Origin of the sequence: Photobacterium lucens (genome assembly GCF_009873615.1) — a bacterium.
GTDB lineage: Bacteria > Pseudomonadota > Gammaproteobacteria > Enterobacterales > Vibrionaceae > Photobacterium > Photobacterium lucens.
The window spans coordinates 1-12,594 of record NZ_SSMG01000118.1; the positions used below are offsets into that span (position 1 = coordinate 1).

The 12,594-nt window shown below is 42.1% G+C and carries 9 protein-coding genes; 5 read left to right on the forward strand and 4 right to left on the reverse strand.

Annotated elements, in window-relative coordinates:
- The first annotated feature begins 524 nt into the window (after window positions 1-524).
- Together E5A76_RS05820 and yjjX are read left to right on the forward strand one after the other, a co-directional pair.
- A complete protein-coding gene (locus tag E5A76_RS05820; RefSeq protein WP_161118370.1) occupies window positions 525-1,166 on the forward strand; it encodes a helix-turn-helix domain-containing protein in 642 nt (213 codons plus the stop codon).
- 134 nt (window positions 1,167-1,300) lie between these two features.
- The gene (gene yjjX / locus E5A76_RS05825; RefSeq protein ID WP_161118371.1) at window positions 1,301-1,816 is read left to right on the forward strand and encodes an inosine/xanthosine triphosphatase; all 516 of its coding nucleotides are present in this window, start codon (window positions 1,301-1,303) and stop codon (window positions 1,814-1,816) included.
- A gap of 42 nt (window positions 1,817-1,858) precedes the next feature.
- On the opposite strand, the gene trpR is transcribed toward yjjX, so the two are convergent.
- Both trpR and sltY read right to left on the reverse strand, forming a co-directional pair.
- A complete protein-coding gene (gene trpR / locus E5A76_RS05830) occupies window positions 1,859-2,176 on the reverse strand; it encodes a trp operon repressor (protein ID WP_053987978.1) in 318 nt (105 codons plus the stop codon).
- A 157-nt stretch (window positions 2,177-2,333) separates the two neighbouring features.
- Entirely contained in the window at window positions 2,334-4,283 is a 1,950-nt protein-coding gene (gene sltY, locus E5A76_RS05835) for a murein transglycosylase (protein WP_161118372.1), read from the reverse strand.
- Between the two features lie 265 nt (window positions 4,284-4,548).
- Between sltY and ettA the strand changes: the two genes are divergently transcribed.
- Together ettA and E5A76_RS05845 are read left to right on the forward strand one after the other, a co-directional pair.
- Window positions 4,549-6,216, forward strand: coding sequence for an energy-dependent translational throttle protein EttA (gene ettA, locus E5A76_RS05840; RefSeq protein WP_161118373.1), 1,668 nt, complete (start codon window positions 4,549-4,551; stop codon window positions 6,214-6,216).
- Between the two features lie 183 nt (window positions 6,217-6,399).
- Window positions 6,400-7,383 carry a M23 family metallopeptidase gene (locus E5A76_RS05845; RefSeq protein WP_161118374.1) on the forward strand — a complete coding sequence of 328 codons (984 nt, stop codon included), beginning with the start codon at window positions 6,400-6,402 and terminating at the stop codon, window positions 7,381-7,383.
- A 48-nt stretch (window positions 7,384-7,431) separates the two neighbouring features.
- On the opposite strand, the gene radA is transcribed toward E5A76_RS05845, so the two are convergent.
- A complete protein-coding gene (gene radA / locus E5A76_RS05850) occupies window positions 7,432-8,826 on the reverse strand; it encodes a DNA repair protein RadA (RefSeq protein ID WP_053987889.1) in 1,395 nt (464 codons plus the stop codon).
- 147 nt (window positions 8,827-8,973) lie between these two features.
- Here radA and E5A76_RS05855 point away from each other — a divergent pair, with 147 nt between their 5' ends.
- Entirely contained in the window at window positions 8,974-11,325 is a 2,352-nt protein-coding gene (locus tag E5A76_RS05855) for a PilZ domain-containing protein (RefSeq protein WP_161118375.1), read from the forward strand.
- Between the two features lie 103 nt (window positions 11,326-11,428).
- Here the strand turns inward: E5A76_RS05855 and serB are convergent, their stop codons facing one another.
- Complete coding sequence (serB, locus tag E5A76_RS05860; protein WP_161118376.1) at window positions 11,429-12,394, reverse strand: phosphoserine phosphatase; 966 nt, start codon at window positions 12,392-12,394, stop codon at window positions 11,429-11,431.
- Window positions 12,395-12,594 lie beyond the last annotated feature (200 nt).

Here is a 12,594-nt window from a genome sequence, read left to right on the forward strand (position 1 = left end):
CTTGATATTGGTCCCAATTTTAATTAATACGTTTTTGTATTAGTTATTCCAACTTGGAATTAATATATAATTAACAACCTCAACAATAAGCCATTATTGTGAAGTAGATTGATACCTTATTAAATACCTTAGAACATTAGGTTATTCTATTATTGTAGTCTGACCGTAATAGCTTAGATGGAAAGAATCATATGCCTGAGCTATAAATACACTGCAATTAATTTACGCTAGATATACACAACCTCTTCACAATCATAGCCTTACAAATATTTATCAGCTTTAATATTAATGCAACAAATACAAGTTAAAACTCTACACGTATTTAAAACTGAAAACTTATTTTTTATTGCGCATTTTGTACCTTTTTTTACCCATCTTACCCTGAGGGTATATTCCTTTACGCTGTTCAATCGCACTTTTGTTTTCTTAGTGATTCCTTTATTACAATTATTAGTAAACTCAATTATGACTTTTAAGAATGCCTTTTTGCATTCTCCCTTTTTTCAAGCAGGAAGCTAATTGTTATGGAATATTTAGAGAGAATTAAGCGTTTGGCGAAGGTACAAGGTATCAGCCAAAAGCAACTTGGTGAAGCTCTAGATCTTCAGCAAGGTACGATGAGCCGTAAACTGTCTGGTAAATACGGCATTGAGGTTCGTGAGTTAGAAAAAATTGCTGAAACCTTAAATACTTCTATCGGTTATATCTTAACTGGACAAGTAGATACAGGTACGCAAGCGACAACAACAATCAGTACTGAACTGGATAATGCTGCGACATGTACTTACATCCCAGTGATCCATCGTAAAGATTTTTCAGCATACACTGATGGCGGCTCTGTTGAAGTGATCAGCAAGCGTGCAATTCCTCAACACCTTGAGCGTGAAGAGTGTTTAGGCCTTCTAATTGATAATGAGAACATTGCTCAATGTGCACCAGTTGGTAGCTATGCGCTAGCAACAAAAAAAGCGGAATACCGTCCTAAACAACCTGTATTTGCCTCTGTTCGTGGTAGTGAGCCTGACTTTTACCACATGACACAACTTGCTGATGGTGTTGTATTCTCAACATCACAACCGGATTTCCCGAATTTATTCGTAAATAACGATGAATTCCAAATTCACGGTTACATTATCCAATCTGACTGGGCTTACGATCGCGTATAAGCATCAGAGATAAATGAATAAACGAAAGCCTGCGAGAAATCGCGGGCTTTTTTATTTTGTCACTATCACACGCTTTGGCTCACGCTTACTTTTCAGTACACTGGGCACGCATTCAACAATTTAGGGATCTATACATGCAAACAGTTACGGTTGCTTCAACCAATCCAGCCAAAATTGCCGCTGTGCGTGATGCATTTACGCTCGTTTTTCCAGAACAAGCATTCACTGTTGAAGGTATTGCAGCATTAAGTGGTGTAAGGGATCAGCCGCTAACTTGTGATGAGACACTACTCGGTGCAAAAAATCGTGTGCGTCATTGTCGAGAACAATGCCCTAATGCTGATTTTATTGTGGGCTTAGAAGCTGGAATAGATGAAAAGTTTACGTTTGCGTGGATGGTGATAGAACATCACGGAAAAATGAGTGAATCACGTTCAGCCTCTTTACCTTTGCCACCACTCGCACTGGAGAAAATCCATCAAGGTATGGAGCTCGGTGATATTATGGATGAAATGTTCAACCAACAGAATGTGAAGCAGAAAGGCGGCGCGATTGCGATGCTGACTAATCATCTATTAACGCGAAGCTCGGTTTATCAGCAAGCGTTAGTTCTGGCGTTGATCCCGTTTATTAAACCTGAGTTGTTCTAATAAAAAATAGGATATTGTTTTTAAGACAATATCCTATTTTCACTATTTATTTGGTTTGTTCTGAGCCAAAAAATTCGCTAGCCAAGCTTTAGTATCATCATCTTGATGTTTTAACTCATTAGAGCCTCGGGTGATAGTCGCTACCCCTACACCGAGTAATTCGCTGATCTTACGCTGACTGCGCTCACCATTGAGTAATTCATGCACAATATTCACCCGTGCAATTAATGCTTCTCGCTCATCGTGAGTTAACAGCACTTGAAATAACAACTCATCACGTTGCTCCGCAGACGCATGGCGGATCAAATCGAGTACATTCTGCCACTCAGTGAAATCAGGTCTATCGGTCGTTGTTGTCATGGTGATCTCATCAGATTTTTTGTCTTGTTGCAGTGTACCTTGATAATCATCAGACACCAAGTTGTCCCCATATAAAACCTTACGCATCAAACATAAAAAAGCCGAGTTATAAAAACTCGGCTTTGGCTTGCTAAATAGCTAAAGTCGTTAAGTAATACTAGTAACGAGCTTTTAACTCATTTGGCTTAAACAAAGGTGCTTTTTTACCCATCAGCTCATTGTAGTATACATCGAACATCAACACATTTTGGACATAACCTCGGGTCTCATTAAATGGGATCTGCTCAATAAAGCTGTACACATCCAATTTACCATCAGTTTGTTTCTTCCATTGTTTCACTCGACCAGGACCGGCGTTGTAAGATGCGAATGAATAGATACGGTTTTCATCGTTATTATCTAGCATCATCTTCAAGTAGCCACTACCCAAACGAATGTTCACCCCCGGATCAAATAAACTTTCTTTACCTGCGTATTTATAATCCAATTTCTGTGCGGTGTGTTGTGCCGTTGCTGGCATTAACTGCATTAAACCTCGGGCACCAACATGCGATTGCGCATGAATGTTTAACGCACTTTCCTGACGTGCTAACGCCATCATGGTAGAGGTTGGAATACCACGCTCTTTACTAAAGAAATCAAACCACCATTTATGAGCCAGCGGGAAGCGAAGTGCCATGTGATCCCAAAGCTTACCGGAAATAGTGGCTTGTACCGCAAGGTGATGCCACTTATGCTTTTCAGCATATACGGCTAACTGACGCTTAGTTTGTACACCTTGAATATGCGATAACAAATAGCCCCATTCTCGATTGGCTGCAATCAACCTATCAGTATCAATCAACTCACCAATACGCTTTAATGTCGTCATATATGGTTGGATCAGCTTGGTCGATGTTGGCCCTTTTTGATTCGGGTACACAATCGGCTTATGCAAAATAGTGGCAGCCGCTGCGCTGTAAAAATCACGCTCACCTAATAGTGACAGGTAAATCTTATCTGCTTGCTTTTTCTGACCTTTCTTTGCAAGTAACTGCGCTTGCCAGAACCGCCAACGAGGGCTGTCTTTCGCTTCTTTTGGTAGACGATTGATCCACGTTTGTACACCGCTCCAATCCGCTTCACGGATCGAGTTACGAATACGACGCTCTAAAATGCTCACATTCTGACTTGTCTTTAATTTACTATCACGCCACTTTGCCAGCACAGGATCCGTCGTTGACATTAATCGAGACGCTACCGCATCTGCCAGCTCTTGCTTGGTTTGCTTATCAAAATGCTGACCTGATACCACTTGATTGTATGAAGCCACCGCTTGTTTAACATCAGTACGAGCTAAACGATAGAAAGCAGCTTCCGTGACCGCTTGATTAAACTTGGTCACCTTACTTTGTTTGGCAAAATCTGCGACACCTTGAGGTTTATCTAATAACGCGAGGATCTTATCGCCAGTCGCTTGTGCGCTACCGGATAATTGCTTATCTAGATAAGCGACTAAGCTCTTGTTGCCTTTTTCAAACGCCAATAGCATGCGATCAAGGATCAAGGTATTGGTACGCTTGCCCGCTGCAGTCCACGCATCTAACAATGGATCACAAACGGCTGGTAATGAGCTCCCCGTTTCCCACAGTTTCTCGGCACCCGCCCACGCTTGACTGGCATGACCCGTTTGACTCTTCGCATAGAAGTAAGAGCATTTTAGCGAGGTACTGCTAGGCTCTGTCGGCTGTACAGATAAAAAGTCACGCCACCTGTCAGCTCCTGCAAGATAAGACAAATAATTACGTTGAATCGTTTGGCTAAAAGGCAACGCTTTGTATTTATTAACAAAGGTTTTTACTTGGCTTGGTGATTTATCATCTAAGTCTTTATTAAATAGACGGTACTCCAAGTAAGGGTATAGCGGATACCCACCTAATTTACTTTTGTTGGCGTTAAATACCGCCATATTGTTGTTATCAAACGCAGTTTGCGCTTGATCATACCAAGTGCGCTGTTGCTCTAACGAGGCGGCATGTACACTAAAGGTACTTGCGATGCCCAGTGATAACAGCGCAATGGAAAAAATCTTGTGAGAAGTTGGAATGCGTGGCACTAGAAGCTCCATATCGAGATCGTAAAAATAAATTCCCTGTTGTCATCGTGACCAATGGGTAATGGCAACTACATCTGAGACAATCATAATAGCAAATAATTCATGACCTCATTCTCATCAATGAGCCATTACGAGTAACATTTCTGCGAAATGAACCATTTTTTTTCGCTGCGTTTTTTGTTGTCTTCGCCACCAAATATAAACAATTCTGTTAAACTTCAGTCCAGAACAGGTAAAATATCCCCTTTCATTTTTTAAGTAGAGATCACACACGGATATGGCTGATTACGTCTATACCATGTCGCGAGTGGGAAAAATCGTCCCACCTAAGCGTCAAATTCTAAAAGATATTTCACTGAGCTTTTTCCCTGGCGCTAAGATCGGTGTCCTAGGTCTGAACGGTGCCGGTAAATCAACATTACTACGCATCATGGCAGGTATCGATACTGATATCGAAGGTGAAGCACGTCCACAAGCAGGTCTAAAAATTGGTTACCTACCACAGGAACCAATCCTAGACGAAAATAAAACTGTACGTGAAGTGGTTGAAGAATCTGTATCAGATGTGAAAGAAGCACTGATCCGTCTTGACCAAGTATACGCAGCTTACGCAGAACCAGATGCAGACTTCGATGCGCTTGCTAAAGAGCAAGGTGAACTTGAAGCACTGATCGAAACTAAAGATGGTCACAATCTAGGTATGCAACTTGAGCGTGCCGCAGATGCGCTTCGTCTTCCTGAATGGGATGCAGTTGTTAAAAACCTATCTGGTGGTGAGCGCCGTCGTGTTGCGATTTGTCGTCTGCTGCTAGATAAGCCTGACATGCTACTGCTTGACGAACCAACTAACCACTTAGACGCTGAATCTGTGGCATGGCTTGAGCACTTCCTTGTCGATTACAGCGGCACTGTTGTGGCTATCACGCACGACCGTTATTTCCTAGATAACGCTGCTGGCTGGATCTTAGAGCTTGACCGTGGTGAAGGTATTCCATGGCAAGGTAACTACTCTTCATGGCTAGAGCAAAAAGATGCACGTCTAAAACAAGAAGCATCTCAAGAGCGCGCGCTACAGAAGACTATTGAGAAAGAACTTGAGTGGGTACGTCAGAACCCTAAAGGTCGCCAAGCGAAATCTAAAGCACGTATGGCACGCTTTGAAGAGCTACAAAGCAACGATCATCAAAAGCGTAATGAAACAAACGAACTGTTCATTCCGCCAGGTGAGCGTCTAGGTGACAAAGTTATCGAAGTGAATAACCTAACTAAATCGTTCGGTGATCGCGTACTTATCGATGACTTATCATTCAGCATTCCTAAGGGTGCTATCGTGGGTATCATCGGTGCTAACGGTGCAGGTAAATCGACCCTATTTAAGATGCTAAGTGGTACAGAGCAACCTGACGCAGGCACAATTGAGCTAGGTGAAACGGTAAAACTGGCATCGGTTGAGCAGTTCCGCGATAGCATGAACGACAACAACACGGTTTACCAAGAGATTTCTGAAGGCGCTGATATTATCAAGATCAACAGCTTTGAAATCCCTGCGCGTGCTTACGTGTCTCGCTTTAACTTCAAAGGTAGTGATCAACAAAAACGCATTGGTGATCTATCTGGTGGTGAGCGTAACCGTGTACACCTTGCTAAACTGCTTAAAGCGGGCGGTAACGTATTACTACTCGATGAGCCAACCAACGACCTTGACGTTGAAACCCTACGTGCACTAGAAGAAGCGCTGCTTGAGTTCCCTGGCTGTGCAATGGTTATCTCGCACGACCGTTGGTTCCTAGACCGTATCGCAACACACATCCTAGACTACCGTGACGAAGGTCAAGTGAACTTCTTTGAAGGTAACTTCACTGAATACGCTGATTGGCTGAAGAAAACGCTAGGCTCAGATGCGACAGAACCACACCGTATCAAGTACAAGCGTATTGCTAAATAAGCAATTCACTCGTGATAAATAAAAAAGAGCGGCTTCGGTCGCTCTTTTTATTTTTGTTGAAAAATCAGCAATATTACTAACAAAAGCCATTAAAACGTTGCATAAATGAGAAAGTAGAAACTAGCAATAATCCTATCCAACACATAAACTCTAGCTTCAGAAATTGCTCAACCTGTCTTACGCATGATGTTTAATCTAAAGAACGTAACCACAAAACTTCGCAGCGGTGATAAAAAAGCACTCACGGCTAATATTGCTCGATACTCAGGACTATTTATCCTTTGTGGGCTATTTTTCTATGGAACTCATGCCATTTTCGATCTTTATCTCTCCGCACAAAGCTCTCATCAGCAAGTATCAAAATTGCGCAATAAAGCGTTAGAGCTTAGTGCATCACTATCAGAAGAGACCGCACTTAACAAAACCCTTAATGACTCCTTAGAGAAAAAGACACAATCGCTAGAAAAATTAAATCAGCGCATTGATGATATGGAAAACATTCTAGGATTAAGTGATGAAAATCCACCGCAAACGATCAAACAACGGGTTGATACTGCCGCTATTAATTCCGCAGTAAAAGCAACGCTATTTCAACTGCTCCCTAATGGTAAACCAACACCAGATGCACCATTAACTTCAGGCTTTGGTACTCGTGTTCATCCCATTACCAAACAACGCAAAAACCATGATGGATTAGACTTCGGTGCAAGTATAGGAACACCTATTTATGCGCCAGCAGATGCAGTGATCGAAAAGGTTAACACCAGTAAATATGGCTATGGTAATCAGCTAACACTTAGTCACACCATGGGGTTTGTCTCTACCTATTCACACATGAGTAAATTTAACGTCAAGCAAGGGCAGTTCGTTAACAAAGGGGAACTGATTGGCTGGACTGGTAACTCAGGGCTATCGACAGGGCCTCACCTACATTATGAAATTCTTTTTTTAGGTAAGCCTCTAAACCCACGTCCATTTGTTAATTGGAATATCGAGAATTTTGACACGCTATTTGAAAAAGAGCCCAATGTCGAATGGACATCACTCCTCAATACCATCGGCAGTATGGTGGAAATGCAAGTGCAGTTGGCCTCTGATCATAGTAGTGATGTATTTAACACTGTGAACCACCCCAAACCGACTGTAACATTTGATACGACAGAATAAATAAGAAAGCGAGAAGCATATGCGATATAGCGGCCTCTCGCTGTTTTATTAGTTAATCAAATCCAGTAACTCATGAATGGTTTTCACTGGCGTGATTTTCGCACCTAACCCTTCCATTGACTTATGGTAGTTACGGTAAGGAATAAAGATCTCAGTAAATCCATGTTGCGCTGCTTCTTTCACACGTGGCACACCGCTATCAATCGGGCGAACATCACCGTTTAAGCTCAGCTCTCCCATAATGCAGGTAGTACGAGGCACCACAAATTCATTTAAGCTACTTAATAGTGCAGCCACCAGCGCTAAGTCGATGCAAGTTTCCGACTCATCAATTTTCAAACCGCCGACGATATTAAAGAAAGTATCGTGATAGATCTTAGTCTTCGCATGTTTGCGTAAAATTCCCGTTAGCATTTTGATACGGTTCATGTTTAAACCTACACACACGCGCTGCGGAAACTCGCCTTCGGTTTCCGTGGTTAAACACTGGATCTCCAACAAGATGTTACGGTTACCTTTACGAATACAGGTAATCGCAGAGCCCGATGATTCCGTCGTTGACCCCGATAAGAAGATCTCACTTGGGTTATCAACACTCAACATACCACGCTCCGTCATGCGGAAAATACCAACGGTATCAACATCACCAAAACGGTTTTTATTAGCACGTAGGGTACGTACTTGACCATCATTGGTATCAATATGTAGCAAGGAGTCAACGATGTGAACCAGTGTTTGTGGACCTGCAATTTCATTGTTTTTGTTTACGTGAGCAATCAAAAACATCGTTACATTATTTTGTTTACAGTACTGGGTTAATGCTTGGGCTGCCGCTTTTACTTGTGATGGTGAACCCGGGCTACCATTGGCAAGCTCTGTTGATACCGCTTGAATAGAGTCAATAACCGCAAACTTGATTTGTTTAACTTCAAGCTCTGCAATGATCGCTTCCACACTAGTTTCAGCCATTAGATATAAATTATCTTCATTGCAATTGAGCTTAAGGCGGTTCACACGGTTCTTAAACTGCGATAGTGATTCTTCTGCGGTACAGTAAAGTGATGGCATCAACTGAGACATACGCGCAACTAAGTCGGAAAGCAGCGTTGTTTTACCAGCACCAGGATCGCCTGAAATAATATTGACAGATCCAGTCGTTAAGCCGCCACAAAGTACACGATCAAGCTCGCCAATGCCTGTTAGCATCTTCTCCGCTTCTACCGCTTCAACTTCATTCAGTTTCTTCGAGCCGCCACCCACAACACCTGCGTAACCACCAACACTAGTGCGTGCAGAACTACTGGTTAATCCAGATTTGGTATTAGGGATCGTAAATTCAGTGATCGTATTCCACGATTTACATCCAGAACACTGCCCCTGCCAACGAGCAAAGTCCATTCCACAATCACTACAAACATATGCACGTTTTGCTGCTTTCGCCATTCTTTACCCTAAATGTCTAATCCATCGAATAAACCGATATTATTCAATGTAAACCTCAACTTAAATGTCAGTTTTTATCACTTTACATTAAACTTTTGTCACTCTAAGCAGATAATACTAACAGCGAATCTTTTCTCAGAAAATAAAATGCAGTTGGACGATTACAAAGCACTCATAGAACAACTATTACCTGTATACGGAAGCGAAGATTTCCAACAAGTATTTGATAGTTTAACCAGTAGCGAATCAGGGCCGATCAAACTCCGTATAAAAATGGAAATTAACCGGTTAATGACCCCGTGTAAAAAAATCATTGATTTACGTGGTCGAGTAAAAGGGCAATGTCGCCCATATACTTTTAACGAACAAACACATTGGCTTGATGATGTAGCCATCAATATTTTACATCGCCGTAGTAAAGTCTTTAGTAATCAATACTGTACTGGATTATATGAAGCATTAGTCAATACGCATAATGATTTTCGTGAACTCCACCAGCAAGGTGAACGCTCAACACTTGTGACGCAGAAAAGTAATCCCGAACTTTTTACGGCTAATTTGATCCGCTTTGGCCATTATCTCCACCGAGAAGAAAATCGCCTACAAATCAGCACCCCTGTAACTATTAATTTCCCTCTTAATCAACAAATTTGGGGAATGACCGCAGATCTGTCTTTTTCAGGTGCCAAATTTAAAGTCCCTGCAACATTTAACTATCGTCTAGGGCAAACCATCGATGCCACTTTCCCACAATTAGCAATAACACACGATGAGCCATGCTTTGAGCAACCTCACCGCTACCGCATTTTAGGTATTGATGACAATCCAGAAGACAACAGCTTTAAATGGTTACGACTGATCGCATTAAGTGACAATGAAGCCTTAAAAGCCATGATCGTCGAGAGTCAAAATAAAGGCTCATTACGACACCGCCATAACCATGAAGATAAAATCATTCAGGCACGCACCCAAGGCTATGAGCATTGTTTTCTCAAACATACCGTAGGGATCCCGCTATTCTTCTCAGGCACTGAGCTTAAATACGCCCTATTGACCGATCACAACCGTTATTTATGGCAATACTGGCATGATGAGCGTAATCAACCCGTGATCAATCAGCTACTCTCAGAGCAACGTATCGCATCATTAGGGCGTAAGGGGCTCAAGCAATCTAGCACCCTCATTTATTGTTTCCATCATGATCACCAAGGCTCACGCTATTTCTACTCCGCTGCTTTACCTGAAATGGATCAAGAGCAGCGTCGTCTATTTTGGCAGCTTGGTGCACATCGTGACAGCTGGCGTGTGATGCGATTAACGGTATATCCTCTGCGCCAACAAGAGCTAGAAAAGCTCAATGATGTCGCCCCTGAAATGCTAGAGAAATTCCAAGATCTCACGCATGTTGGTGTACTACAAGACATTACTCACAAGGCGACACAACCAGATTATCGTGCTGCCCACAAATCCACCTTAGACAGTAAAGCGATTAACCCATTTAGACACCCGAAAAACCCAATTTGTCTTGCGGAAGCAATCCATTTCGATCCCAAGCCGCAACGCAGTGAATCTCGCTTTGCTTATAAAACTCCGATATCTTTATATCAACAAGGACAATTGATCAGCGCCGGTCACTCTATTGATTTCTCCAGTAAAGGGCTGAACATCAATCTTGATATCCCTTTTCGCTGTAAGAAAGATGATCCTGTGATCATTAAATTTGATCAGCTCCAGCGATTAGCCAAAATAGATATTCTCAGTCGTATGCCATATAAAGTGATCCGCACTAGCCCTAATGGCAAGAATATCCAGCTAATCACCGAGGGCAGTAAAGAGTCAGCCGCTGGCGAGCAATTCTTACGAAACTTGATCAAAACGAATCAAGAGAAATTAGCGCTATGTGAAGAGCAACTTCCACCGCCTGCAATGTTACTGGCAATGCACCAAATGCTACTAACACGTTTAAATAGCATTCCGTATTTTGCCGAAAAGATTGACCATAAAATCAAAGTGAAAACTGTCGGTTCAAACTTCCCGTTAACACCACTTGCCGATATCTTTTATCAGTTAGGCGAGCATAAACACTTTGATCTCAGTCTACTGTTTAAGCGTCGCGTTAAAGAAATGCTAGCGTATCCAATGCGTCCGATTGAGAATCTACGCGAGCCTTATGTGCATGAACTGTATATTGCTTTCCAGCAACAAGACGGAGAAATCAAACAAATCGCAGTCAAAGCGAGCTATGAGTTCGAAACCTTAGAAGATCGCATTCGCTTTATTACCTTCGCTCGTAAAAATGGCAGTTTTCTTGCCATCCGTGTTACTGCATTACCGATTTTTAATCCGCTAACGGCATTAATTGGTGAGAAGCTCAGTGAACTGGCTCGTTTAACACTCCACAGAGCAAGAGCACTTGAAGCAGAATTTATTTCGCTAATTGGTTGTGGTGAGATCTTCGATATTACTGACGAAGTACTAGTTCGATTAGAGATCAGTTAACGCGCAATTTGCACCATTAAACAAAAAAGCCGTTGATGATTGCTTTATAACAAAGCGAACATCAGCGGCTTTTCTCATCTCTCTTTTATGATCTTATTGTGGCTTACCAGCTTAAACGCTGCGGTACTAAAGAAGCCGATAATATACACAAAATACCGCCTAAATCAGCATAACGGATCACCGCTGGCGCTTGCTGCTCAACTTTCGGTTTAGCGTGATAAGCAATACCTAAACCTGCCGCTTTCATCATCACTAGATCATTGGCACCATCGCCTACCGCCACAGTATTATGCGGCTCAATATCATATTGCTCAGCAAGCCCTTGCAAGATATTCGCTTTAGCTTGAGCATCCACCACATCTCCAAGCACTTTACCTGTTAATTTACCGTCAATGATTTCTAATTGGTTAGAGAAAGCAGCTGTAAGCTCCAACTCTTGTTTTAGGTGATCAGAAAAGTAAGTAAAACCACCAGAAGCAATCGCTACTTTCCAACCACGCGCATGCAAACTTGCAACGACCTCTCTTAGTTCAGGCATAAACGGCAGTGTTGCTTTTACTTCAGCTAAGATAGATTCATCAGCCCCCGCTAACGTACCTACACGCTGGCGCAAACTTTGTTCAAAGTCCAACTCACCTTGCATCGCACGCTCTGTAACTTCTGCAACTTGCTCGCCAACACCTGCTAGTTTGGCTATTTCATCAATGCACTCGATTTCAATTGCGGTTGAATCCATATCAAAAACCACAAGACCGGGCTCGGTGAGATCCGGTAGCTCTGATAACTGATAATAATCTAACGCTAAGGATTGTAAGGCTTGTTCTAGCTCATCGGTAAGATCATTGGCGATCAAAAACACATCGTAAGATCCAACCTTCCAGCCAGCTAACAGAACTAGAGCATCATCAAGCACTGCAGCTAATGATTCAATGTCATAGTGACTGATCGCTTTGCCATAAATCATAGCATTAGCTTGTCGTTTTTCATCGTTAGTAACAGACAACAACTGTGGAAAACGTTTATAAAGCGTGGGGTGTTTTTTTATTTTCAGCACGTGTTCAACATCCATATTATTCATCCTGAAGGTAGCTTATTTCTATCTCTAAGTAACATCAAACGACTTAGTGATAGTGTACGATGCTTTGAAACCTCACATCGTGACAATTCAGCCACTTTATCGCTACTTCTTTACAAACTACCGATCCTGTCCGTGAAGAGCAACCCAATTTGTTACCAAGCTGTAATAAAATATGGCTATTTCTCTTTTCT

Excerpts from the sequence above, each read along its gene's own strand:
- E5A76_RS05820 (WP_161118370.1), top strand. The coding sequence starts at position 525 with ATGGAATATTTAGAGAGAATTAAGCGTTTGGCGAAGGTACAAGGTATC.
- yjjX (WP_161118371.1), top strand. The coding sequence starts at position 1,301 with ATGCAAACAGTTACGGTTGCTTCAACCAATCCAGCCAAAATTGCCGCT.
- trpR (WP_053987978.1), bottom strand. The coding sequence starts at position 2,176 with ATGACAACAACGACCGATAGACCTGATTTCACTGAGTGGCAGAATGTA.
- sltY (WP_161118372.1), bottom strand. The coding sequence starts at position 4,283 with ATGGAGCTTCTAGTGCCACGCATTCCAACTTCTCACAAGATTTTTTCC.
- ettA (WP_161118373.1), top strand. The coding sequence starts at position 4,549 with ATGGCTGATTACGTCTATACCATGTCGCGAGTGGGAAAAATCGTCCCA.
- E5A76_RS05845 (WP_161118374.1), top strand. The coding sequence starts at position 6,400 with ATGATGTTTAATCTAAAGAACGTAACCACAAAACTTCGCAGCGGTGAT.
- radA (WP_053987889.1), bottom strand. The coding sequence starts at position 8,826 with ATGGCGAAAGCAGCAAAACGTGCATATGTTTGTAGTGATTGTGGAATG.
- E5A76_RS05855 (WP_161118375.1), top strand. The coding sequence starts at position 8,974 with ATGCAGTTGGACGATTACAAAGCACTCATAGAACAACTATTACCTGTA.
- serB (WP_161118376.1), bottom strand. The coding sequence starts at position 12,394 with ATGGATGTTGAACACGTGCTGAAAATAAAAAAACACCCCACGCTTTAT.